The sequence below is a fragment of the Corynebacterium sp. HMSC064H12 genome (assembly GCF_001809925.1).
In the GTDB taxonomy this organism is placed as follows: domain Bacteria; phylum Actinomycetota; class Actinomycetes; order Mycobacteriales; family Mycobacteriaceae; genus Corynebacterium; species Corynebacterium jeikeium_D.
This window is the reverse complement of the sequence record NZ_KV799330.1, coordinates 40,070-63,554: the sequence shown is the minus strand read 5'-3', so window position 1 is coordinate 63,554 and position 23,485 is coordinate 40,070. Positions and strand designations below refer to the sequence as shown.

Genomic DNA, 23,485 nt, shown 5'->3' with positions numbered 1-23,485 from the left:
GCCATTTTTGTCATAAACGCAGTCAGTAACTCGGCGTTCTTGCCCCCTCCCCTTCTACATCCCCAAAACGCAAAAATCCCCCGGCCTTACGACCGGGGGATTTTGTTCCTTGTGGAGCTTAGGGGAATCGAACCCCTGACCTCCTGCTTGCAAAGCAGGTGCTCTACCAATTGAGCTAAAGCCCCGTACACCGAGCAATTATACCTTGTTCGGCAGTGGGCCTAGGAGGACTTGAACCTCCGACCCCTTCGTTATCAGCGAAGTGCTCTAACCGCCTGAGCTATAGGCCCCGTGGAACGAGATATAACTTAACCCGTAACCATGACACTTCACAAATCGCCTGGTCAGAGGCCTAAATATTGAGTTAAAAAGCAGTCATTAAGTAGTCATTACGGCTACTCCATAACCAGATCACTGAAAACACCTCTGAACCAACGCGGCCCCGGGGCCACCGAACGGGGGTGACACCGGGGCCAGCGGGAGGCTAGGCAGCCTAGTCGTCGTCGGCAAGCGAAATCTTGAGACCTCCGACGAGACCGCCGCAAGCGTTGTAGATGACCGCGCCGAGGGCCATGAGCCCAATCGACAGCACCCACCACAGCGCTCCTACAGCGGCCGCCAGGCCAAGGACGAGACCCGCGCTGATGGAATCCTCCCCGCCGACCATTTCACTAATCGGAGCGAGCAATCCCATCCCGGAGAGCAAGAGGTAGAGCAGGCCAACCGCGGCAAGCCAGACGAGGAAGCCAATGAAACCAGTGGCCGCCGTAATGCGCATGGCGGACCAGGGGCTCACCTTGTCGACTACCAAGTTAGTTTCGGCCATACGCTTACTCCTTCTCCGCCTCCGAGTCACCGGACTCAGCGGCACCGGTGCTCTTGGTCGCGCCGGTGCGCTTCGGGACTACGTCCAAGGTTCCGGCCTCAGAGACCTTAGAAGCGGTCTCTTCGCCCTCATCCTCGACGTTGCGGTCGATAGCCAGCAGTTCCACGCCGTCAGCGAGGTTGACCAGGCGCACGCCCTTAGTGGCACGCGAGGTGGCGCGAATCTCGTTGACGTTGGTGCGGATGATGTCGCCGGCGGAGGTGACAGCGAAGATTTCGTCGTCGTTGTCGACCACCAGGGCACCCATCAGCGGTCCACGCTTCGGGTCGTACTTGAGCGTCAGCACGCCCATACCGCCGCGGTTCTGCGGGGTGTACTCGCTGAGCTTGGTCTTCTTGCCGAAGCCGCCGGTCGTGGCGACCAGCAGGTTGTGCTCTTCCTCGACCACGACCATGCTGAGCAGCTTGTCGTCGCCCTTGAAGCGCATGCCCTGGACACCGGCGGTGGCGCGGCCCATCGGGCGCAGCGCGTCGTCGGAAGCCGTAAAGCGGATGGCCTGGCCACGCTCAGAGACGAGCAGCAGGTCATCGTCAGCAGAGCACAGACGAGCACCGATGAGGGAGTCGCCTTCGCGCAGGTTGATGGCAATCAGGCCAGCGGAGCGAGCAGACTCGTAGTCCTCCAGGCGGGACTTCTTGACCTTGCCTTCGCTGGTGGCCAGCACCAGGTACGGGCTGTCCTGGTAGCTCTGAATCTGCAGCACCTCGGCGATGCGCTCTTCCGGCTGGAATTCCAGCAGGTTGGCGACATGCTGACCGCGGGCGGCGCGAGTGGCCTCCGGCAGTTCGTAGGCTTTGAGACGGTAGACGCGCCCCTTGTTGGTGAAGAACAGAATCCAGTCGTGCGTGGAGCAGACGAAGAAGTGGCGGACGATGTCGTCCTGCTTCAGGTCCGCGCCGCGTACGCCCTTGCCACCACGGCGCTGTGCCTTGTAGGCATCGACCTTGGTGCGCTTGGCGTAGCCCGTGGAGGTAATGGTCACGACCACGTTTTCGCGGGCGATGAGGTCCTCTTCGGTGACGTCGCCCTCAGCGGCCACGATCTGGGTACGACGGTCATCGCCGTACTTCTCCACGACCTCGCCCAGCTCTTCCTTAACGATGGCGCGCTGACGCTCCGGCTTGGCCAGGATGTCCTTCAGGTCGGCGATCTCGAGCTCGATCTCAGCCAACTCGTCAATAATCTTCTGGCGCTCCAGAGCAGCCAGGCGACGCAGCTGCATCGCCAAAATGGCGTCAGCCTGAATCTCGTCGATGTCGAGCAGACCCATCAAGCCCGTGCGCGCGGTATCGACCGTGGCAGACCGGCGAATCAGGGCGATGACCTCGTCCAACATATCCAGGGCCTTGACCAGACCACGCAGGATATGGGCACGCTTTTCCTTCTCGTCCAGGCGGAACTGGGTCCGTCGGACAATGACCTCAATCTGGTGGGCGACGTACAGCGTCACCATCTGGTCAATGCGCAGCGTACGCGGCACACCGTCGACGATGGCGAGCATGTTCGCACCGAAGCTGGTCTGCAGCTGGGAGTGCTTGTACAGGTTGTTCAGCACCACACGCGGCACGGCGTCGCGCTTGAGCTTGACGACGATGCGCATGCCCCACTTCAGATCGGATTCGTCATCAATGGAGGCAATGCCCTGTAGACGACCATCCTTGACCTGATCTGCGATGTTGGCAATCATGCGGTCCGGGTTGACCTGGTATGGCAGCTCAGTGATGACAATCGACTGACGAGTGCCCTCCTGCTCAATCGAGGTCACACCGCGCATGCGAATCGAGCCACGGCCGGTGGTGTAGGCCTCCTTGATGCCCTTGTCGCCGACAATCTGGGCGGCAGTTGGGAAATCCGGGCCCTTGATGCGTTCCATGACCGCATCCAGCGTGGTCTTTTCATCCGCATCCGGGTTGTCCAGGCACCAGTTGATGGCATCCGCGACCTCACGCAGGTTGTGCGGCGGGATGTTGGTGGCCATACCGACGGCAATACCGCCGGAGCCGTTCATCAACAGCTGCGGGACACGCGACGGCAGAATAACAGGCTCTGTCGTACGACCGTCATAGTTCGGTTGGAAATCGACGGTGTTTTCGCGAATGTCGCGCACCATTTCCATGGCCAACGGCGTCAGACGGGCCTCCGTGTAACGCATAGCTGCGGGGCCGTCGTCACCGCGGGAGCCGAAGTTACCCTGACCGTCGACAAGCGGATAGCGCATGGACCACGGCTGCGCCATGCGCACCATGGTGTCGTAAATAGCGATGTCGCCGTGCGGGTGGTAGTTACCCATCGTGTCCGAAACCGGCTTTGCGGACTTCACATAACCGCGCTCCGGGCGGTAGCCGTTGTCGAACATGGCGTAGAGAATGCGGCGGTGCACCGGCTTGAGACCATCACGAATCTCCGGCAGCGCACGGCCCACAATCACGCTCATGGCGTAGTCGATATAGCTCGACTGCATCTCTTCATTGATGTCGATCGGGCGAACCTGGTGGCCCAATACTCCACTTCCGAAGGATGAGCCGTCGTTGTTGTTATCGTCGCTCAATGACTGCTTCCTTTACTTAAAAGAGGTTCGCATCCATTCTACAGGGCTTTAGAGCCCGCTTTACGACGCCGTGTGCAACTTTTCGATACCATTGTGGTATCAAATCTGGGTTTTAGGCCTAGTAGAGACGAATAAGACGGCACAAGCTAGGCAGCAAGGAGCAAATGCGATGGCGATGACCTTGAGACTCACGAAAGAACAGGACACCGCTCTGGCGCTGCTGGCGCACATGGAGGGCGTGTCTAAACACGAGGCCGCCATTCGCGCCATCGAATCCGCCGCAGCGAGAGCCCTTCAGCAAGGTCAGGCTCGGGAAATTACGGCAAGCGTAATTGATACTGACATGGCGCTGCTGCGAAAGTTGAGCTCCCCAAGGCCCCGCGGAGTACAAGAATGAGCGCGCCCCAGATTCAGCCTCTCAGCGAGGCCGCTATCCTGGCGGCTACCGATGAACTGGTGGCCACAGTGCCGGAATTGGCCGACGCTACACTTGCGAGGCCGTGGACAATCAGCGCTATTGTCGCCGCCAGCTCAGGAGTCATTGCTGGTCACCGTAGCTTTCCCGCGATTTCTGCGGCAGCGCAGGCGGTCGCTTACGCAACGTTTCACGTGAAACCACTAAGTTTTGGCAACACCGCACTGGGCGCACTACTTGCACACATACTCCTCACCACCAACGGCGAAGAGCTGTCATTCGCAGAGACGTGGGATCTGGTCAAAGGCGGCACTTAGCCGGGGACAGGGCCTAGTCACTCTTTCGGGTAAACGGGCTGGTCGGAATGCGATTGCCGGACTCCAGCCGGCCCGTGTAATACGCCGTGGCCTCACCTTCAGCCAGCTCAACCTCGTACCAACCATCACGGACATAATCAGCCGTCCGGTCCTGCCCGCCAACTAGAACACGTCCCGCCGCGTGCTCCAAAGTGACCTCCGGCAACTCTTTCGCCGTCTTGCTGAATACACGCAGGAAGCGGTCCGGGCCGCACACGGTAAGTTCGCGCTCCAGGAGTCCAATTCGCAGCTCTAACGTACCGAGCACCGTGTGATGCTCCACCTTATTGCCACTGTAAACAGCGAAAACAGCCTCACGGGAACCGTCATTGACCAGCACAAGATTGCCGCCTTTGAGGTAGGCGTGCAGCCGGTACGGTGTCGGCAGCGCGGTCGCCTGCTCGGACTCCTGCACAGGATAGTCACCGGCCGGCTCCGCCTCCCAGCGCTTCACAAACTCCGGCGCTGGTCCCGGCTGCTCTGGAAGCTGCATTCCCGTAGACGCCGAGAAGTCCAGTGTGGATACCAAATCACCACATACCCGACGACGCCAATCAGTGATATTTCCGCAGCTCACGCCGGTGACTTGCTCCAGGAAACGGATCACCGAAGTGTGATCGAAGACCTCTGAGGACACCAAACCACCCACCGACCACGGTGAAATGACAGTCATCGGGACACGGAACCCGAGCCCCTTCGGCTTGCCCAGGTACCACTCCCCCGGCTCATTCTTCGGCGGCAGCGGCGGCACCACATGGTCGAAGTAACCATCAAACTCGTCAAAGTTAATCAGGAAGACGGTCTTGGCCCACACCTCCGGGTTGGAGGCCAACGCATCCAACAGGCGGTAAGTGATATTCGCCGACTGAATCGGCGAGGACGCTCCCGGGTGCTCGCTTTCCGCGGCCGAAGGCACAATCCAGGACACCTTTGGCAGCTCCCCAGATTCAACATCCCGTCGGAAAGCGTCGGTTAGCGTGCCCGGCTGGCGGCGGTGCAGCGCGCGATCATAGAGATCCCGTTCCGCCTCAGGCAGCTTCTCCACAGCGGCATTCAGGCGGTCGACCATCTGCTGCTGCTCTGCAGTTGGCGGCGTGCCATCACCCAGTTCCAGCAGCTTCTCGTGGAAGCCCGTCATGTCGCGACCAGGCAGCCCGGCCTCACGAATGACCTTGCGGCCAATATTTCGAAACGCGGCGAAGAAATCCAGGTTGTTGTCCGTGTAGTTATCCCACTCCTGGTAGACGCGCCATGGCACCCCAGCCGCCGAGAGATCCTCGGCATACGTGCGCCACCTGTACCCCGGGTGCGTCGGCTCGTACGCCGCATTGCCAACCGCTCCAGTCCCCCACGGTTCCTTTCGGGTATCACCCGAAAACAGGTAGTTGCGGTTCGGGCTTGTCGACGTAGGCATTGAAGAAAAGTAGCCATCACAGATAGTGAATGTCTCTGCGAGTGCGAATTGGAACGCGATGTCCTGACGGTCATAGCAGGCCATCGTGCCTTTGCCCTTAGCCTCGATCCAGCCGTTACAGCGGCCGCCGTTTAGTGCAACCTGCCCGTCTTCCCAACCGTGCGGCAAACTTGCAATGTACTCCACCGAGAGATCACCGCGATTAGCGGCGTTGCGAATCAGGTATGGACTGACCCCACTCTGGTTGAAAACGCCCGGCAAAGCGGAATTGTCGTTGTACCCCCGCACACCTCGGAGAGTGCCGAAGTAGTGATCAAAAGAGCGGTTTTCCTGCATCAACACGACAACGTGCTCAACCTGGTCGAGGGAGCCAGCCGGTCGGGGCTGCGCGAGTGCATGGCGCAATGATGGCGGCAGCAGCGTGCTCGCAGCGGTGACAGCACCGACTCCTGCGGCGGTCTGCAGGAAGTGCCGACGGGAAAATTCAGATATATTTTTAGGTGAAGTTGCCATAGGCATCTACGTTAAGAAGCGCAGATTACCAGCTGGAAAATTGCGGTTTAAATTTCCTCAATAAACTGCTCTAGACGGTCAACCACAGCCTGTGGCTCACGCGCCCAGCGATTGTGGCCCAGCCGCTGCTCAATGAACTCGTACTTTGCCGAATTCGGCAGCATCCGTGCCAGCGCCTGTGCGGAAGCCTCCGGGCAGTCACGGTCACCACCACAGTTCAGCAGCAGCGCCGGGGTGGTCACCTTCGGCATCTCAGCGGCGTAGTCGATATCCGCACCGCGCGGTCGCAGAAGACCCGTGCGCGAGAACCGCGCCCACTCCACCACATGGTTACGAGCCTGGCGGCCATAGCCGGCCAAATCAAGCCTGCCCGCTGGCCAATAGCCCAGGATCTGGGACACCACCTGCATAAACGGTGCACCGTAGCGAAGCCGCTTGTACTCGTTGCCAGTAAAACAGTTGTAGTGCGGAGTACCGGAGCCGACCATCACTACGCCGGCCACGTCCGCTTCCGGTCGGGCCAGATACAGCGAGGCAATCTGACCGCCCATGGAATGACACAGCAAGTAGACGGGTAGCTTCTCCCCTGTGCTCTCCCCTGCCGCGAGGTGATCAAACTCCTTGCGAGCCCGCGCCACGGCCAGCGGGTAATCCACCGATGCGAGATCCTGGTAGCCCCAATTGTGACGGCGGGTGGCCACCGCAGTCTGGTTACCCTGGCCGCGCAACTCCGAGGTCAGGACGCAAAAACCTCGACGCTGTAACTCTTGGGCAATCGGCCGGTAGTAGCGAGCACCCATGCCAAAGCCCGGCCAAATAACGACAATGCCCCGAGGCGAACCTTCGGGAAACCGAAGCGCCATCGGGGTCACGGAGCCATCTGGCAAAGTCTCCTGCACAATACGTGGCTCGACTGGCGGTTCCCCGTTGACCATGCTTCCCCGAGTATCTTCCATTTCATAAACATTAATGGCTGAACTGAGGTTTTGTCAGGGGAACCGACAAGGCGAAAACTAAAACCAGGTACCGGCTTAAACGTCGAGGAAGCGAACGTCCTTCGCATTACGGGTAATAAACGAACGTCGTGAAGCGACGTCATCGCCCATCAGAATGGTGAACAGTTCATCGGCCTTCTGCGCGTCCTCGAGGGCGACCTTACGCAGCACGCGGTGATCCGGATCCATGGTGGTATCCCACAGCTCAGCGGCGTTCATCTCACCGAGACCCTTGTAACGCTGAACACCATCGTCCTTGTTGATCTTGCGGTTGGCAGCCAGCCCCTCTTCCAGCAGCTGATCGCGCTCAGCATCGGAGTAGGCGTAGCCCGGCTCACCCTTGGCCCACTTGAGCTTGTACAGCGGCGGCTGGGCGAGGTAGACGTGCCCTTCATCAATCAGCGGACGCATCAGACGGAACAGCAGCGTCAGTAGCAGCGTGGCAATGTGCTGACCATCGACGTCGGCGTCGGCCATCAGCACAATCTTGTGGTAGCGCAGCTTCTCGATGTCGAATTCGTCGTGAATACCGGTGCCCAGCGCCGTAATAATGGCCTGGACCTCGTTATTCTTCAGAGTCTTATCCAGGCGCGCCTTCTCGACGTTCAAGATCTTACCGCGCAGCGGCAAAATGGCCTGGAACAGCGAGTTTCGGCCTGCCTTTGCAGAACCACCTGCGGAGTCACCCTCCACGATGAACAGCTCGGACTGCTTCGGATCCTTCGAACGGCAGTCCGCCAACTTACCCGGAAGACCGCCAAGATCGGTCGCGGACTTACGACGTACCAGGTCACGGGCCTTACGAGCCGCCTGACGGGCATGCGCCGAAGCAATGGCCTTGTTAACAATGGCCTTGGCCTCAGCCGGATTGGCCTCCAGCCAGTGACCGATGTGTTCATTAGTCATGCGCTGGACGAAGGAACGCACCTCGGTGTTACCGAGCTTCGTCTTCGTCTGGCCCTCGAACTGCGGATCGGCGACCTTCACCGAAATCACGGCAGCGAGACCTTCACGGCAGTCCTCGCCGGAGAGGTTGTTTTCCTTCTCTTTCAACAGGCGGTGCTCACGCGCATAGCGGTTCATCAGCGATGTCAACGCAGAACGGAAGCCCTCTTCGTGCGTGCCACCCTCAATGGTGTTAATGGTGTTGGCGAAGGTGTGCACCGACTCGGAGTAACCCGAGTTCCACTGCATTGCAATCTCGACCTCGTGGCCGTCACCTGCAGCATCGAAGGAAATGATGGTCGGGTGGATGATGTTCTTCGACTTGTTCAGAGTCTCGACATAGTCCCGCAGACCATTCGGGTAGTGGAAGACCTTGCGGCGCTCCTTCGGCTTGGTGGTCTTCTCTGCCTTCTCCTTCTGCTCCTCAACCGCATCCTTGGCGATTTCAGCGGATTCGGTCTCCGCCTGCTCCGCCAGAGCCTCGGCCTCGAGCTCCTCCTCGGAGACACGCTTGTCCACCAACGTGATGGTCAGGCCCTTGTTCAAAAACGCCATCTCGCGCAGGCGGCGAGAAATGGTGTCGAACTTGAAATCGGTGGTCTCAAAAATCTCCGGGTCCGGCCAGAAACGCTGCGTGGTACCCGAACCGCGAGTCTTCTTACCTCGGATAATTTCTTCCGGAACAGCCTGGTCGAAGTTCTGGTACCAGGTGTAGCCATCGCGGATGACCTCGGTTTCCATGCGCGTCGACAGCGCGTTAACCACCGAAATACCCACACCGTGCAGACCACCGGAAACAGCGTAGGACTCGGAGTCAAACTTGCCGCCGGCGTGCAGCTGAGTCATAACCACCTGCACCGTCGGCATACCCGACGGGTGCATTTCGACAGGAATACCACGGCCGTTATCGCGGACCTGAACGCCGCCGTCTTCCAGCAGAGTGACCTCAACATCGGTGGCGTAACCCGCCATCGCCTCGTCGACGGAGTTGTCTACAACCTCCCACACCAGGTGGTGCAAACCACGCTCACCAGTCGAGCCAATGTACATACCCGGCCGCTTACGCACGGCCTCGAGGCCCTCGAGGATGGTAATCGATGAGGCGTCATATTGATGTTCGGTAGCAGCCACGGTTCGGCGCGTCTCCTATTCTTGGTTCTCTCCCCGCGCAACATTCGTCAGCGCGCGAAAAATAGGCCGGCGGTCAAGTGCTATCAGCGCCAGCCAGAACCACCTAGGACTACTAGATAGGTCTGGCTAGTTTGGAAGTCGATAACGTCTCAAGAACCGCCTGCCGGTTTTCTCCTGCCCATCTTACCCCAACGTAGTCCCCTACTGTGGATATAGCCGATGCGCTCAAAGGACCAAATTTCGCAGTTTTACGCATACCGACGGCTAATCGTAGACCGTTTACCGACCTTTACCCGTAAGTATCACGCGGTCCTCGGCCCTCGATGTGCAATTTGCCCTTGCGCCAATTCGGCGCTTTTGGCCCAAGCACCTTAATTTCCTCAACCACTCCATCCCCGACGCGTTCCGCAATCGACTTCAAAACCTGTCGCTGTGCTAGCCGCAGCTGTGTTGCCCATGCTGTCGATTGGCACTCGACCACCAAAGTGCCGTCCTTGAACTCCTTGACCTGGGAGTGTTCCGCGACAACCTTGCCGACCATCGAATCCCACTCCGTCATGATCACACCGTGGGCAATATGGATCTGCCAGCCGCGATCAACTACTGCCTTATTCAGCACCGCACCAATCGGCGCAGGTCGACGGTCATATTTCCGGTACAGCCGAATCCCCGCCTCCTTCAATAGGCTCGGCGAAATCACCGTACCGGCACGATCTCGTACCACTGCTTGCGCTGCCCGCTGCTTATCGACGTCCGCAACAATCCCCTCCGCGGCCTTCACAGGCACACGGCTATCGAGGCCAGACCACGAGCCCTTCTTCTTCGGTGGCCGCTGGAGATTCGGTAACTTGTGACCGCCCTCCTTAGCGGCATCGCGCATGCGGAAGAAAGCGTCGCTAATCAGGTCCTTTTCTTCTTCCGGTGAGTTATCCGGCTCCATGTTCTCGACCATACCCGTCACTCTTCCGCGACTGGGTTTTCATCCAGCAGTGAGATTCGCCCCTGCTCAGTCTGCGCCACCGTCACCGTGTGATGAGTGACAGAAGAATCCTCGACCAGTGCCTGAGGCAACTCCTCCCCCACCGCCGAGGTGATCAACACCTGCTCAGCCTGCTGCGCGATTTCCATGAGAGCTTCCCGACGATGCCGGTCGAGCTCCGCAAACACGTCGTCAAGCACCAAGATCGGGTCGGGCCCATCGGCACGGAGCAAAAAGTACGCGCCGAGACGCAGCGCGAGTGCAAAAGACCAGGTCTCGCCGTGGCTAGCGAAGCCCTTGGCGGGGTCATTGCCGAGAATGAGGTTGAGATCATCGCGATGCGGACCAACGAGACAGGAACCGCGCTCAATCTCCGCGGTGCGGCGCTCCGCCATCTTCGTCAGCAGCAGTGCCTCGAGCAGCTCCGGTTCGCTGGGCAATGGCCCGCCATCCAGACTGTCGACCTTCGGCGCATAGGCAATCGTGGCTGGGCGCGAGTGCGGGGCAAGCGTGGCATAGGCCTCGCTGACGTGTTCCGACAGTTCGGCAATCAAATCCATGCGCGCAGCCATTAGTGCCGCTCCCACCTGCGCCAATTGCGCATCCCAGGTGTCCAGCGTGCTCAGTGCGGCCTGCCCCTCCGAGGAAGAATAGCCACGGCGCAGCGTCGAGCCCGCCGACTTCAGCAGCGCATTTTTCTGACGCAAGATCTTGTCATATTGAATGCGGATACCTGCGGACAGTGGCCGTCGTAAAGCGAGCAAATCATCGATGTAGCGGCGACGGGACGCGGGCTCGCCCTTGACCAACGTGAGATCCTCGGGCGAGAAAAAGACCGACTTGACGATCCCCAGCAGCTCCCGCGGAGACTTCAGCCGCGTGCGATTAATCTGCGCCTGATTCGCGCGATGCGGATTGATGAGCAGATGCGCCGTCAGCTCTCGGCCATCATTGACCGCCGTCGCCGAAATGCGTGCCGACGGGGTCCCCGAACGAACCAGCGGAGCATCCGTAGACACTCGATGCGAACCGAGCGTGGAGAGATATCCAACGGCCTCGACGATATTGGTCTTGCCGTAGCCATTTTGCCCGGTAAATACGGTAATTCCAGGCGTGAACTCGACTTCCAACTCCGGCCAGGAGCGGAAGTCCCGCAAGGACAAATACCGAATGTGCATAGCCGCAGACTAGCCCGGCAGGCGCACAGGCATCAGCAGGTAAGTGAAGTCGGTCTCCGGCGTTGGGTAGAAGCCGTCCTCACCGAGCTCCGGGATGGCTTCCGGCTCCGGAATGAGAATCGCGGGACGCGAGGGCTGCGTAAAGCCCAGCAGAACGCGGTGGGAGCGAACAGCGCTGAGCCCCTCGAGCAGGTACTGCGGGTTGAAGGCAATCAGAAGTGGTTCCCCATAGAAGTTGCAGGCCACAGTCTCTTCTGCGTGACCAACCTCGTCGCCATGAGCGGAAAGGACAACCTGGCCGTCGGAGAAGTCCATGCGAATCTGCGCACCGTGATCGGCCATCAGAGACACACGACGGATGGCATCCTGCAGCTGGTCAACACGGGCAACAGCCATGGAGGAATGCTGCTTCGGCAGCAACGGGCGGAACTTCGGGAACTCGGCGTCCAGCAGTCGCGTGGTAGTGCGACGAGGATCGGCGAGGATAGCCAGCAGACCTTCGGAGCCGACCTCACGATCATCGGATCCGTCGCCGAATGCCAAGGTCACTGGCTCACTGGAAGTGGTATCGAGAGTGCGGGCAGTCTCCGCGAATGTCTTTGCCGGGATGAGCAGCTTGGTCTCCCCCTCAGGGATCTGCTCCCACTCGAAACTGCGAACCGCCAGGCGGAAACGGTCGGTGGCAGCGAGAGTGACCTCGTTACCTTCGGTTTCCATCCGGATGCCGGTCAGCATCGGCAGCGACTCATCCTTGCCGGCAGCGATAGCGACCTGACCAATAGCCTCAGCCAGCAGAGCAGCATCGACAGTACCGGTAGCAGCCGGAGCTTCTGGTAGCTGAGGGTAATCCTCCAAGGTCAGGCTTGGTAGCTCGAAGCGGGAAGAACCACAGCGAACGATGACCTTCGTGCCATCAAAGTGCATCTCTACCTGCTTATTCGGCAACTTAGAGACAATGTCAGAAACCAACTTGCCATTGACGGCGAAGCGACCGGGCTCATCGACCTCTGCACTAATACGAATCTGAGTCGAGACCTCGTAGTCATAGCCAGCGAGCTGCAGACCATTGTCATCCGCGAGAAAAATCATGCCACGCAGAATCGGCTGAGTCGGGCGTGCAGGCAGGTTACGAGCAACCCAGCTCACCGCACCCGCGAGATCGTCCTTAGCCGCGCGAATACGGACTTCGGTCTGCTCCATCGTTCCTCCACCGGTATTGGATGTCTGTTATTAGCCGTCTTTTGTGTTGTCAGCACGCTATGTCAGCGCACATGACTGGAGTTACAAAGATTCCATCGTACAACTCTACTGCAGACTGCCAAAGACCTCACTGGGATTCTTGTAGTCCGTCTAGTGCTTGATCGTAGTTCTTACTCGTTCTTGGCATTTATGAAGTTGTGCGCGAGAGGTTGCTTGCCAGAGGTTGTGCGCAGGCCCCCTTTTATCTAGAAGTTTCTAGAGATTTTTAAAGTCGGGAGTAGTAATAGGGGGTGTGCACATTGTGAAATTACATGATTCCCGCTGGTCTTCACTGATTTCGCGCTGTGGATAACCAGTGCGTCTAACTGTGGATAACTTGGGGTGTCTGTGGATAGTGTTCGGGCTTCATCTTTCATCCACAAAATTTAGGAGTTGTCCACAGCTCTGTGCACGGAAAAACCGCAGTTAATAACAAGAATTCCGCACGCCGAACCCAAGGATTTTAAGCCGTGCCGCGAGCTCGGTCACGAATGCGTGTAGTCAGGTCGTTGACCTGGTCCTTTGAGGGCTTTTTCTCCTGAATTTCCTTAACAATCTTGCGTTCAGCGTGCAAAACCGTTGAATGGTCACGATTTCCGAACTCTCGGCCAATCGACGGCAACGAAAGCTCGGTGAAGGACCTCGTCAGGTACATAGCAATCTGGCGTGCATGAGCGACCGGGCGAGTCTTACCCGGGCCCACCAAATCCGCAACCGTTAAGTCGAAGTACTCAGCCGTGGTGGAGATGATGATCTCCGGGGTAATCTGCACCTCGATTTCGTCGGCACCGAGGATCTCCTGCGCAAACTTCAAGGTCACAGGCTCATGAATCATGGATGCGTGAGCACTAATCTGCAGGAGACGCCCCTCGAGCTCACGAATAGAAGACGAGGTGTTCTCCGCGATGTACTGGAGTACATCATGCGGAACGACCAAATCAGACAGCTGTGCCTTCTTCGACAGAATTGCGATTCGCGTCTCCAAGTCCGGGTATTGCAGATCCGGATTGAGCCCCCACTGGAAGCGGGTACGAAGGCGATCCTCCAGGGTCTTAAGCTCGCGTGGTGGGCGGTCCGACGACAGCACAATTTGGTGATTGGACTGGTGCAGGGCATTGAACGTATGGAAGAACTCTTCCTGTGTACCTTCCTTGCCCTCCAAGAACTGGATGTCATCGATGATGAGCATGTCCAAATCGCGGTAGCGACGCTTGAAGGATTCCTGGGCGTCGTCACGCACGGAATTAATGAAGTCGTTGGTGAACTCTTCCGAGGAAACGTAACGAACCCGCAGGTTAGGGTACAAATGCTTGGCGTAGTGACCAATGCCGTGGAGCAGGTGCGTCTTGCCAAGACCCGAACCGCCGGAGATAAACAGCGGGTTGTAGGTGCGCCCCGGAGACTCTGCAACAGCGACGGCGGCTGCGGCGGCGAATTTGTTCTGCGGACCAATAACGAAGGTCTCGAAGGTGTAGTTCGGGTTGAGGGTGGGCTCCTCGAAAGGCATGCTCATCTCGGTTGGAGTGCCGTGGCTCTCGGAACGGAAAGGACTTGTGACCTGGCGCTGATCAGCAATAGTCATTGGATTCTCGGCAGATGAGTGCGAAAGCCCCTGGGCCATCGAATCTACGGCGTCCATCGATCGGCGTTGTGACTGGGCACTCTGCTGATTATGGACATTCGGCTGGTGCGTCTGCGACACCTGTGGCGTCTGCGTCGATCCCTGGTGCTGCTCGTGGAGATTGAAGTCGTTCGTATCTGCACTGGGGAACGGGTAGTTGCGGCCAGATTGCTGCTGGTGCTGCTGGTTTGGCTGTTGACGCTGAGCCTGCTGCGGACGCGAAGCTGCAGATGGCATCTGCCCCGAGTGCTGTGCAGATGGTTGAGTGGTCTCTGCTGCCTGGCTATCTTCAGCGTCGTCAGCAGGATCGGCAACGGTGATGACCGTTTCCAACTCTTCGCCGGTCAGCGAAGCTAAGACGGCCTCGATAATGCCCTTGAGCTCTTCTTTTACCAGCGCCTGCACCACTGGCGATTGAGTGCTGAGCAGGAAAAAACCTGGAAAGTCACCAGTGTGCGTCACTGACCGCAGCAGTGCCTTGTGTGGCGGGCGTAGTGGTGCAATGCCCAACTCCGGCGTACCTTCTGGTGAAGTCAGGATAGAAACGACCTGCTCCCAGAGTCCACCTGGCAATTCTGGTTGTTCGCTCACTGTGTGAATGTCCTTTTACATGTTTACGTTCATCAAATTTATCGAGGCGACCTGTTTTTGTGGAGTGTTTTTGGCATGGCGAGAGTGCCATATCTGCCCATTTGGGGGCTATTTCTTGTAATTCGCCCTGTGGGGTGTTTCTACACAAGGTGCTATACGCCCCGAGCAGGACTTCCACATGTTTGTCCACACCTGTGGATAAACCTTGTCGCTAATTGACTAACAGTTTATCCACAGTTTGCCCACAATGAAAAATAGCCCCCTAGTCTGCGTTTACCTAGGTAAACACGTTATTTCCCCTGCTCGCTGTGATTCATGGTGTGGAAGTTATCCACAGCTAATGGGATAAACACCCTGTGGATTGCAGTGCATAGGTCAGTATTTCCACAGGTCAACATCGGTACCGTCGGAAAACTTGGAAAATGATTCTCCAGGTAAATCCGGCGTGTTGATTTGAATTTCTCGCTCGATTCGACGTAACCTATCTGGGTGTTTCATATCCATTGAGATATGAGTCCGAGCTTGTGCTTGGACCCGACAGAACGCATGTAGCTTTCAATCTGTCGGTAAGTAATTTTTCCGTGCATCACGGGAATGCGTCAGACGCATCGCTGCCTCGCACTCGAAGCGAGGAGTTTACTGCGGTGTGTTCAGCGTGGACTCGTGGTCGTTTGAGTTTCAAGGAGTGTCAACCGTGTCGAAGCGGACGTTCCAGCCGAATAACCGCCGTCGTGCACGCGTGCACGGCTTCCGTACCCGTATGCGTACCCGTTCCGGTCGCGCCGTTGTGGCAGCACGCCGCAGCAAGGGCCGTGCCCGCCTGTCCGCTTAAGCAAGAGGACACCGATTTCGGTGCTCCCTCAGAGCAATAAGCTGCGTTCTTCGCGTGACTTCACGGTCACCGTACGACGTGGACGCCGAATCGGACGCAAGACCTTGGTCTTGCATATTCGTGACACCGCCGCTTCTGGCGGTGAAGATAAGACCGATACGCAGATTGCCAGGTTTGGTGGTCCGCGTGTCGGTCTTGTCGTATCTAAAGCTGTGGGCAACGCCGTGACTCGTCACGCTGTATCCCGCAGGCTCCGCCATGTTATGGCCGCGGCCGCGCAGAATCTTCCGTCCACCATGGACATTGTCGTTCGCGCGCTGCCTGCATCTGCCACAGCCACCAGCCAGGAGCTGTCCCACGATGTGCAATCGGCACTCGCCACATACGAACGTCGGCGCTAATTCGCTTGACGACGGCCCCCTCGCTCAGACCCCCGGCGCACGTGTGGCTGAGAGGGCGATTCTCTTCTACCGCCGTCGTATCTCTAATCTGAAGCCCACGAGCACATGTCGTTTTGAACCGACGTGCTCCGCATATGGTCTTGAGGCTGTGCGCCGTTTCGGAGCTATTCGTGGCCTGTGGCTGACTTTCTTGCGCATCTTCCGTTGCGCACCCTGGCATCCGGGTGGCTGGGATCCAGTTCCTGCCACATTCCCCGGCCTGGGTTCGTGGTTGAGGCGAATGCACAGGTAACCTCTAGTAATGCTTAGCCTTTGACGGGGCTTTGTAGACGAAGGCGCGAGTGCGCTGTCCCCTAAAGAACGGAGTGATCTTAGACCGTGCTCAATTTCGTGTATGTGCCGATTTCGGCCATCCTGTGGTTCTGGCATAAGGCCTCAGGTTTCCTATTCGATCCCTCCTCGGGTATCTCCTGGGTGCTGGCCATTATTTTGCTTGTGGTCACCATCCGTATCCTCCTGTTTAAGCCGATGCTGAACCAGCAGCGTTCTGCCATCAAGATGCAGCAGCTCGCTCCTGAGATGCAGGCCATCAAGGAGAAGTACAAGAACGATCAGCAGGCTCAGGCTCTTGCTATGCGCCAGCTACAGAAGGAAATGGGTGTCAACCCGCTCGGCGGCTGTTTGCCGATTCTGGTTCAGATGCCTGTGTTCATTGGCCTTTTCCACGTGCTGCGTTCGTTCAACCGAACGGGTACGACGGGCAATGCGCTTCGCATGTCGGTGGAGCAGAACTGGAATACGCCTAACTACGTCTTCGGTGTAGATGAGGTGCGGTCCTTCCTGCTGGCTCGTGTGCTCAATGCTCCACTGTCCAGTTCGGTTGGTATGGGCGAGGATCAATACGCAGCCTTTACTGTGCCTGGTACGCCTGCGGACTTCACCCGCATGGACATCATGATCGTTGCCATTCCGCTGATTGTTATTGCGGCACTTGCAACGCACTTCAACGCTCGCATGTCTGTTGACCGCACGCGTGCCCGCCAGGAAGCCGGTCTGGTGAAGCGCCAGGAAGGCGTTATGGGTCAGCAGATGGACATGATGAACAAGATGATGCTTTGGTTCTTCCCGATCATGATTCTTGTTACCGGTGCTTTCTGGCACATCGGTCTTCTTGTCTACATGGTGACTAACAACGTCTGGACCTACTTCCAGCAGCGCTACATCTTCGGCAAGCTGGATGAGGAAGAGAAGGAAGCTGTCGCAGCTAAGAAGGCTGCCAAGCGCGAGGCACAGGAGAAGCTCGCTCCGAAGGTTGGCCAGAAGCCAATCAATCCGAAGAAGGGTGGCAAGCGTCAGGCAGCGCAGAATGCGCAGCAGGCGCAGTCCGGTCAGGCCTCTGCAGCGAACAAGGCTTCTAGCCATCTTCCGGATGGTAATTCGGGGAAGGGACAGCAGGGCCCAGCCTCGAAGCCAGCGCCAGGACAGAAACCCGCAAATCGGAAGAACCGGAAGCGGAAAAAGAAATAGCTGAAGTGGAATCGCCCTTCGTCTACATAAGTTAATTAATCGAAACGCCCCGCAGTTGATGCGGGGCGTTTTTGCTTGCCTTCGTGCTCTATCGAGCAAACAACGTCACTGTTATTACAGGCATGTAATTTTCTCCGGGGCCTGGAGTTTGGCATCCAACTTTGATCAATGTTTCACGTGAAACATCGCTGTTGCACTGTCGTACACTAGGGGTAATGAAAAGCTCGACGGGTGACGGCACAGCTGCCCCATTGGAAAGGTTAGTGGAACTGTTGAGTAACTCCGCGAAAGACGTCGATAATCAAGAAGCCTCCGCAGGTTTGGTCGATGCGGATCTGCGTTCGGTGATAGATACCGTGTTTGGAGGGAATGCCGATCGAGCATACCGCTACCACTCATGGTTGGCTGAGGAGGCTACAGTCCGAGGTTTGATTGGGCCACGTGAAACTCCAAAGCTGTGGGATCGGCACATTATCAATTCTGCGGTAGTTGGAGAAGCGATAGGCAAAGGGCTTGTAGTTGCGGACATTGGTTCGGGGGCAGGCTTGCCCGGGATTCCGCTTGCTCTTGCACGACCAGATTTGAAGGTGGTTCTTGTAGAACCATTGCTGCGCCGTACGACTTTCTTGAACGAAGTTGTGGAAGATCTCGAGCTGGACAATGTGACCGTGGTTCGCGCCCGCGCTGAGGAGAAAGTGGTTCGCGCTGAGGTTGGCCAAGTAGATGTCGTCACTTCTCGCGCTGTTGCCCCTCTTGGGAAATTGGCGGGCTGGTCGCTTCCTTTAGTTAAATCCGGAGGCGCGATGGTTGCACTGAAGGGTGGAACTGCGCAAGAGGAGATTGATCGGGACGCAAAGCTTATTGCCAAGGCGAAGGGAACTAATCCCCGCGTTGTAGAGGTTGGCGGTTCCGTGTTGGGAACTTCGACGTACGCCGTGATTATTCAGAAGAAGTAGGTTGTAAGTCCCCCTCCCCTACTCCACTGCCGGTTCGCTTGTGTTTTGGTTTCGACATTGAGGCGCGTAGTGCCGTCGGGCTAGAGTGGGATAAGTATCGCGGTATGGCAAAGTCCTACCGGCCAAGGTGGATGTTTCACGTGAAACATTTCCACAATCGTCGGCGTCTAACGCTTGTTGGGGCTTGATGATTACGCTTTTGCAGATAGTTACTAAGTTTTTATTCGCACTCCAGTGGCCATGATTGGTGATTGCTGTGCTTGTAAGGGGAATAGTTAATGAGCCGGAAGTCCTGGCAAGACACACCCATCGCTGCGGCAGCTCAACGGGCAGCGCAAGTTAAGGCCCCGAACCGTTTATCGCTTCCACGCCCCGAACGCCCGCGCCGTATTACTATCGCCAACCAGAAGGGTGGCGTGGGCAAGACCACTTCGGCAGTCAACATCGCGTCGGCGCTCGCGCGGCATGGTCTCAAGGTGCTAGTCATCGATAATGACCCGCAGGGAAATGCTTCTACGGCCCTGGGGATTGAGCATGTTTCCGGGACCCCGTCGACGTATGAGCTTCTAATTGGCGAACTACAGATTGACGATGTCATCCAGCGTTCCCCTGAATCTGAGAATCTCTTTTGTGTGCCAGCGACGTTGGACTTGGCGGGCTCCGAGATTGAGCTGGTCTCGCTCCTGAACCGTGAGCGCCGACTTCTCGATGCAGTGTCAGATCAGTACCTGATTGACAACGGCTTTGACTTTCTCATTATTGACTGCCCTCCTTCGCTCGGTCTGTTGACTCTGAATTCGATGACTGCCGCCAACGAGGTTTTGATTCCGATTCAGTGTGAGTTTTACGCCTTGGAGGGTGTGACTCAGCTGATGAATAACGTGCAGATGATTCGTCAGCATCTCAATCCGGAGCTACATATTTCTGCTGTGCTGCTCACTATGTTCGATGGCCGCACCAAGCTTTCGGAAGAAGTTGCCAATGAGGTTCGTAACTACTTCGGTGAGGTTGTGCTACGTAATCTCATCCCTCGATCCGTGAAGGTATCGGAGGCGCCGGGATATTCGCAGACCGTAATTTCCTACGATCCAGGGTCTCGGGGCGCAGTTGCTTATCTTGACGCCGCGAAGGAATTGGCAACGCGTGGCGACTATTCCGCAGTTCCGGGTGGAAGTGCGATTGGGCAAAAACCAGCTTCCTCCCCTACCCCGTCCAATTCCACTGAGACAAATTAAAGCCACTAGGAGTAGTTACCGATGTCGAATCAAAAAAAGGAGAACCGCAAGGGAGGGCTCGGTCGCGGTATCGCCGCGCTGATCCCAACTGCTCCGGCGGCTAACCCCTCGGTAGGTGAGAGTGCCGCGGATATTATCTTCGGTCCCCGCCGTACCCAGGGGACGAAGCAGCCTGGAAGTAGCGGAGTTGCCGACGTACTGGGGGCAGCCGCGACGGGATCCGGCACCTCGTTGACTGAAGGCAAAAACGCCGGAAAATCTGCAAAATCCGGCCAGAGCAAACCTCATACCAATGAGGCGCAGAAACGTCACAGTGACGATAAGGTTATTGGTAAGTCTAGTGATGTTTCACGTGAAACATTGCCCTCGACGACGTCGGGAGCAGCGGACCATGGCAGCGCCGAGGCTACCGATGTTGACGCTTCGGCCGCAAACGAGTTTGGCGCGACCTATCGCGAGATCAACTTGAAGCTGATCACGCCGAACCCGAAGCAGCCACGAGAGGTCTTCGATGAGGAGCCCCTAAATGAGCTCGCTCACTCTATTCGTGAGTTCGGTCTATTGCAGCCGATTATCGTACGACCAATCTCTGAGGATAGTCGTGCGGCCGCACTCGAGGCAGCGCGCAAGGAAGATCCGAACGCGCCGCAACCCGAGTTTGAAATCATCATGGGTGAACGTCGCTGGCGTGCTTCTCAGCGAGCTGGGGTCGACACGATTCCCGCCATCGTTCGCGATACTCCAAACCAGGACATGCTTCGCGATGCCCTACTAGAGAACATCCATCGCGTTCAGCTGAACCCACTCGAAGAGGCCGCTGCGTACCAGCAGCTACTCGAAGAGTTTGGTGTAACTCAGGCAGAGCTGGCGGATCGAATCGGTCGCTCGCGGCCCGTTATTACCAACATGATTCGACTCTTGCAGTTGCCGGTGGAGGTACAGCGACGAGTAGCGGTCGGTGTTCTGTCGGCTGGTCACGCACGTGCCTTGCTTGGAGTTAAGGCAGGTAAGGAAGAACAGCAGCGCCTCGCCGAGCGAATTGTTGCTGAAGGACTATCCGTCCGTGCGACCGAAGAAGCAGTGACATTACTCAATGCCGGCGAGCGACCGAAAAAGCAGCACCGTGAGCCCACTCCGCAGCCGGAGGTCCTTCACAATTGGGCTGACCGCCTGTCCAATTCTTTTGATACGAAGGTGACTGCCCAGATGGGCAAGCGTAAGGGCAAAATCGTTATCGAATTCGGCAACCTCGAGGACTTTGATCGCATCATGTCACTGATGCATCTCGACGAAGAGTAAACCCGGTTACTGTGACTGAAGTATTCATCGAGAAAATTTCGCTGGCCGACATCGAGGGAATCTATCCAGAGACGATGTTAAGCCTGTTTTGGGAACAGGGCATGGAGCATATCCGTACAGCAACTGCCCTACCCCAGTTCTCGACTGAGCCGCGCGAACCTAATTTGGACCCCAGCACGCCAGAAGAGGATGAAGCGCCTAACGGTGATTTAAAGCATTCGGACGGCCAACCCCCTACTCGGCCAGGCGGAGCTAGTGAAAGCCTCTTAAATGGCGATTTAAGCCCTGATTTAGCCGCCCAGGTGCGCTTGGAGAAGGAAGCATGGCTCAATACCGTCTACCTTTCCTGGGGACCGTGCGGATATTCGCTACGACGAAAGCCACCGGCATCACTTATCGATGGGAAACCTGAGACCGTCGGCACGCTGCTCTTTGCTCCGCCACGCTTCTGCCCGACGACATTTTCCATGCCTTCCGGACCAATATCGCCGGATGCGATTGCGCTGACGAGTCTGCATTACAACGCTTTAGAGGTTGACGATGACATGCTCCGCGTGCTCATTGTGACCGCTCTGCACAAGCTCGCGCTGCGCGGGATTTCAGCGGTAGAAGCGTTTGGTTGCAGTGGCACGGCGGATTCTATGTCGGCATTTACGCCGTCGTCGCCAACGCCTGACGACGGTACGGAGAACCTAATCGCTGATTTCGAAGCGCAACTTGAAGAAAAGCTAAATCCTAAGCCGTGTATTTCAGATTCGTTGGCGGCGATTAACCATAACGCCGGTGATTTGATTCGTACGCGAACCCTTCTTGACTCCGGGTTTCGGGTGGTCACTCCACATCCGATTCATCCGAAACTCCGTATCGAGTTGGATGCGGAATTGGATTGGGACGAAGAAATCGGCCATGCGTTGGATCTAAGTGCGAAAGAACCCTTTATGCGCTCAAAGCTGTTCAGTCTTTAGCGCCGGGTTTGATTGATCAGCCGTGTTTAGGCTTTTTCCTCTTCAATCAGCTGCGCAAAGCTGTAAGCGCCGGTCATTGGCTGCTGCTCTTCATCGCCCAGGTACAGACGCTTTACAGCGACAACGATAGATTCGGCAATTACGTCACGCTGATCTGGGGAAGAAAGAATTGCGACGTCATCCTCGTTGGTCAGGTAACCAACGGCGACTTCCACCGTGGGCATCCTGGTCAGACGGAGGAGATCCCAGGTACGGGCGTGCGAGCGGCAGTCTACCAGGCTCGTACGGGCAACAATCTCTCGCTGGATAAGGCCAGAGAGCTGTTCGCCCAGAATGGAGTTGGAGCCCTTCATCGAGCCAAAGTAAAAAGTCGCAATACCGCTGGCGCGGTTGTTGTGATAGTGGTCGGCCTGCAGGGAGATGAAGACGTCAGCGCCAAATGCGTTGGCCATCTCAGCGCGATCCTCGATGGACGGATTGTCGGTACGAGGACGAGACAGAATAGTCTCTGCACCTGCCGCGACAAGGCGACCCTCAATGCGAGAGGCCAAATCCCAAAGAATCTCTTCTTCAGAAATCTGACCGTAAGGGCCGTCGACCACAATGCCGGGCTCCCCTGCCCCAAGACCTGGATCAATGACAATGCGCTTTCCAGAGAGCTTCGGCCCCATCGTGCGCAGTATTTCCTTCTCGTGGAAGGCGTTTACAGAGCCACCAGTAACCCTCCTGCCCAAGTAGCTGAGCGCCCGGAGAGTAACGGGACCACAGATACCGTCGGGCTCCAGCCCGTAATTGAGCTGGTATTCACGTACAGAGGCATCGGTCTTCGGGCCAAAGTGGCCGTCTACTCGGGCATCGTGGAAGCCGAGTTCCTGCAAGGTAGCTTGGAGAACGCCTACGTCCTCACCGGTCATTTGTGACAGTGGATCGTAGGACAGTACGCGGGTGCCCAGAGTGTACGAGGCTTCTCGCAGTAGGCGCAGGGTGCTGTCGCGGATGATCCCGTCGGCATAGACACCGCGGGACTGTTGGAACGCCAGGAGAGCGTTGCGCATATCCTCATCAAAGAGGTCATCGTCACCAGACCACTGAGGCGAGTTCTCCTCCGCGGCTGAGCCCTCCCAATTGGGCAGAAGCCCAAGACGAGCCAGGGTAGAACGTACCTCGGCTACACGAGGTGACCTATCGCCCACCTTCAGAAACTCTGGCACGAAAACTCCCTTCCGAACTCCACAATTATGTTTAGGCCGTTGTGGGTCCTCACAACACTTAATCAGTATTACTGGCCAGTGAGCTAAACGAAACTTCAGTTAAGAAATCTCGCGCACTCTCAGAGGATATGGTCAGCAATACCTCTCAAGTTGGCGGCAACCTGGTTCCTTCACGGTATTAAGGAAGACGTAAACCGCCATTTCCAGCAAGATTACCAGGTCGCAGGCGCGAATTGATTGTTACGAGG

20 protein-coding genes and 2 tRNA genes are annotated in these 23,485 nt (G+C 57.3%); 10 read left to right on the top strand and 12 right to left on the bottom strand.

From position 1 onward, the window contains the following. Nucleotides 1-112: 112 nt before the first annotated feature. The 4 genes from HMPREF2681_RS02840 to gyrA form a co-directional block, all read right to left on the bottom strand. Nucleotides 113-185: transfer RNA gene (locus HMPREF2681_RS02840), tRNA-Ala, on the bottom strand. A gap of 31 nt (nucleotides 186-216) precedes the next feature. Continuing rightward, a tRNA-Ile gene (locus HMPREF2681_RS02835) sits at nucleotides 217-290 on the bottom strand. Nucleotides 291-493: 203 nt separating this feature from the next. Then, nucleotides 494-826 (bottom strand): DUF3566 domain-containing protein, encoded by a 333-nt coding sequence (locus HMPREF2681_RS02830; protein ID WP_049189406.1) that lies wholly within the window; start codon nucleotides 824-826, stop codon nucleotides 494-496. 4 nt (nucleotides 827-830) lie between these two features. Further along, a complete protein-coding gene (gene gyrA, locus HMPREF2681_RS02825; protein WP_246822698.1) occupies nucleotides 831-3,347 on the bottom strand; it encodes a DNA gyrase subunit A in 2,517 nt (838 codons plus the stop codon). 256 nt (nucleotides 3,348-3,603) lie between these two features. On the opposite strand from gyrA, the gene HMPREF2681_RS02820 reads away from it, so the two are divergent. Together HMPREF2681_RS02820 and HMPREF2681_RS02815 are read left to right on the top strand one after the other, a co-directional pair. Next, on the top strand, nucleotides 3,604-3,831 hold the full coding sequence (locus tag HMPREF2681_RS02820; protein WP_049189408.1) for a hypothetical protein: 228 nt from the start codon (nucleotides 3,604-3,606) through the stop codon (nucleotides 3,829-3,831). Beyond that, nucleotides 3,828-4,166, top strand: coding sequence for a hypothetical protein (locus HMPREF2681_RS02815; protein ID WP_049170123.1), 339 nt, complete (start codon nucleotides 3,828-3,830; stop codon nucleotides 4,164-4,166). The genes HMPREF2681_RS02820 and HMPREF2681_RS02815 overlap by 4 nt, the downstream gene beginning before the upstream one ends. 13 nt (nucleotides 4,167-4,179) lie before the next feature. On the opposite strand, the gene HMPREF2681_RS02810 is transcribed toward HMPREF2681_RS02815, so the two are convergent. From HMPREF2681_RS02810 to dnaA, 7 genes are all read right to left on the bottom strand, one after another. Continuing rightward, nucleotides 4,180-6,132, bottom strand: a complete 1,953-nt coding sequence (locus HMPREF2681_RS02810) for an alkaline phosphatase family protein (RefSeq protein ID WP_049189409.1) — start codon at nucleotides 6,130-6,132, stop codon at nucleotides 4,180-4,182. Between the two features lie 47 nt (nucleotides 6,133-6,179). Beyond that, nucleotides 6,180-7,067, bottom strand: coding sequence for an alpha/beta fold hydrolase (locus tag HMPREF2681_RS02805; protein WP_049189410.1), 888 nt, complete (start codon nucleotides 7,065-7,067; stop codon nucleotides 6,180-6,182). Nucleotides 7,068-7,163: 96 nt separating this feature from the next. Next, nucleotides 7,164-9,203 carry a DNA topoisomerase (ATP-hydrolyzing) subunit B gene (gyrB, locus tag HMPREF2681_RS02800; RefSeq protein WP_016421743.1) on the bottom strand — a complete coding sequence of 680 codons (2,040 nt, stop codon included), beginning with the start codon at nucleotides 9,201-9,203 and terminating at the stop codon, nucleotides 7,164-7,166. Nucleotides 9,204-9,492: 289 nt separating this feature from the next. Then, nucleotides 9,493-10,155 (bottom strand): DciA family protein, encoded by a 663-nt coding sequence (locus HMPREF2681_RS02795; RefSeq protein WP_049170117.1) that lies wholly within the window; start codon nucleotides 10,153-10,155, stop codon nucleotides 9,493-9,495. A gap of 5 nt (nucleotides 10,156-10,160) precedes the next feature. Next, the gene (recF, locus tag HMPREF2681_RS02790) at nucleotides 10,161-11,360 is read right to left on the bottom strand and encodes a DNA replication/repair protein RecF (protein WP_048731375.1); all 1,200 of its coding nucleotides are present in this window, start codon (nucleotides 11,358-11,360) and stop codon (nucleotides 10,161-10,163) included. Nucleotides 11,361-11,369: 9 nt separating this feature from the next. Further along, nucleotides 11,370-12,560: a DNA polymerase III subunit beta gene (dnaN, locus tag HMPREF2681_RS02785; RefSeq protein ID WP_048731377.1), complete on the bottom strand. Its 1,191-nt coding sequence runs from the start codon at nucleotides 12,558-12,560 to the stop codon at nucleotides 11,370-11,372. Nucleotides 12,561-13,062: 502 nt separating this feature from the next. Next, nucleotides 13,063-14,811 (bottom strand): chromosomal replication initiator protein DnaA, encoded by a 1,749-nt coding sequence (gene dnaA, locus HMPREF2681_RS02780; RefSeq protein ID WP_070546001.1) that lies wholly within the window; start codon nucleotides 14,809-14,811, stop codon nucleotides 13,063-13,065. Between the two features lie 694 nt (nucleotides 14,812-15,505). Here dnaA and rpmH point away from each other — a divergent pair. From rpmH to HMPREF2681_RS02745, 8 genes are all read left to right on the top strand, one after another. Then, nucleotides 15,506-15,643 (top strand): 50S ribosomal protein L34, encoded by a 138-nt coding sequence (gene rpmH / locus HMPREF2681_RS02775; protein WP_005511646.1) that lies wholly within the window; start codon nucleotides 15,506-15,508, stop codon nucleotides 15,641-15,643. Between the two features lie 20 nt (nucleotides 15,644-15,663). Next, on the top strand, nucleotides 15,664-16,044 hold the full coding sequence (gene rnpA, locus HMPREF2681_RS02770) for a ribonuclease P protein component (protein WP_049170110.1): 381 nt from the start codon (nucleotides 15,664-15,666) through the stop codon (nucleotides 16,042-16,044). Next, nucleotides 16,004-16,336, top strand: coding sequence for a membrane protein insertion efficiency factor YidD (gene yidD, locus HMPREF2681_RS10890; protein WP_080969543.1), 333 nt, complete (start codon nucleotides 16,004-16,006; stop codon nucleotides 16,334-16,336). The genes rnpA and yidD overlap by 41 nt, the downstream gene beginning before the upstream one ends. Before the next feature lie 86 nt (nucleotides 16,337-16,422). Then, nucleotides 16,423-17,571 carry a membrane protein insertase YidC gene (gene yidC, locus HMPREF2681_RS02765; RefSeq protein WP_049189412.1) on the top strand — a complete coding sequence of 383 codons (1,149 nt, stop codon included), beginning with the start codon at nucleotides 16,423-16,425 and terminating at the stop codon, nucleotides 17,569-17,571. Nucleotides 17,572-17,891: 320 nt separating this feature from the next. Continuing rightward, a complete protein-coding gene (gene rsmG / locus HMPREF2681_RS02760) occupies nucleotides 17,892-18,527 on the top strand; it encodes a 16S rRNA (guanine(527)-N(7))-methyltransferase RsmG (protein ID WP_224784050.1) in 636 nt (211 codons plus the stop codon). A 278-nt stretch (nucleotides 18,528-18,805) separates the two neighbouring features. Next, a complete protein-coding gene (locus HMPREF2681_RS02755) occupies nucleotides 18,806-19,762 on the top strand; it encodes a ParA family protein (protein ID WP_016421734.1) in 957 nt (318 codons plus the stop codon). Nucleotides 19,763-19,783: 21 nt separating this feature from the next. Next, entirely contained in the window at nucleotides 19,784-21,061 is a 1,278-nt protein-coding gene (locus tag HMPREF2681_RS02750) for a ParB/RepB/Spo0J family partition protein (protein ID WP_016421733.1), read from the top strand. A gap of 11 nt (nucleotides 21,062-21,072) precedes the next feature. Then, nucleotides 21,073-22,026: a hypothetical protein gene (locus tag HMPREF2681_RS02745; protein ID WP_016421732.1), complete on the top strand. Its 954-nt coding sequence runs from the start codon at nucleotides 21,073-21,075 to the stop codon at nucleotides 22,024-22,026. A gap of 26 nt (nucleotides 22,027-22,052) precedes the next feature. On the opposite strand, the gene HMPREF2681_RS02740 is transcribed toward HMPREF2681_RS02745, so the two are convergent. Further along, on the bottom strand, nucleotides 22,053-23,237 hold the full coding sequence (locus HMPREF2681_RS02740) for an N-acetylmuramoyl-L-alanine amidase (protein ID WP_048733139.1): 1,185 nt from the start codon (nucleotides 23,235-23,237) through the stop codon (nucleotides 22,053-22,055). Between the last annotated feature and the right edge of the window lie 248 nt (nucleotides 23,238-23,485).

Coding starts and splice junctions, on each gene's coding strand:
- yidD (WP_080969543.1), top strand. CDS start 16,004: ATGTGCAATCGGCACTCGCCACATACGAACGTCGGCGCTAATTCGCTT.
- HMPREF2681_RS02755 (WP_016421734.1), top strand. CDS start 18,806: ATGAGCCGGAAGTCCTGGCAAGACACACCCATCGCTGCGGCAGCTCAA.
- HMPREF2681_RS02805 (WP_049189410.1), bottom strand. CDS start 7,067: ATGGTCAACGGGGAACCGCCAGTCGAGCCACGTATTGTGCAGGAGACT.
- HMPREF2681_RS02810 (WP_049189409.1), bottom strand. CDS start 6,132: ATGGCAACTTCACCTAAAAATATATCTGAATTTTCCCGTCGGCACTTC.
- HMPREF2681_RS02820 (WP_049189408.1), top strand. CDS start 3,604: ATGGCGATGACCTTGAGACTCACGAAAGAACAGGACACCGCTCTGGCG.
- HMPREF2681_RS02795 (WP_049170117.1), bottom strand. CDS start 10,155: ATGGTCGAGAACATGGAGCCGGATAACTCACCGGAAGAAGAAAAGGAC.
- HMPREF2681_RS02815 (WP_049170123.1), top strand. CDS start 3,828: ATGAGCGCGCCCCAGATTCAGCCTCTCAGCGAGGCCGCTATCCTGGCG.
- HMPREF2681_RS02750 (WP_016421733.1), top strand. CDS start 19,784: ATGTCGAATCAAAAAAAGGAGAACCGCAAGGGAGGGCTCGGTCGCGGT.
- recF (WP_048731375.1), bottom strand. CDS start 11,360: ATGCACATTCGGTATTTGTCCTTGCGGGACTTCCGCTCCTGGCCGGAG.
- dnaN (WP_048731377.1), bottom strand. CDS start 12,560: ATGGAGCAGACCGAAGTCCGTATTCGCGCGGCTAAGGACGATCTCGCG.
- gyrA (WP_246822698.1), bottom strand. CDS start 3,347: ATGCAGTCGAGCTATATCGACTACGCCATGAGCGTGATTGTGGGCCGT.
- HMPREF2681_RS02830 (WP_049189406.1), bottom strand. CDS start 826: ATGGCCGAAACTAACTTGGTAGTCGACAAGGTGAGCCCCTGGTCCGCC.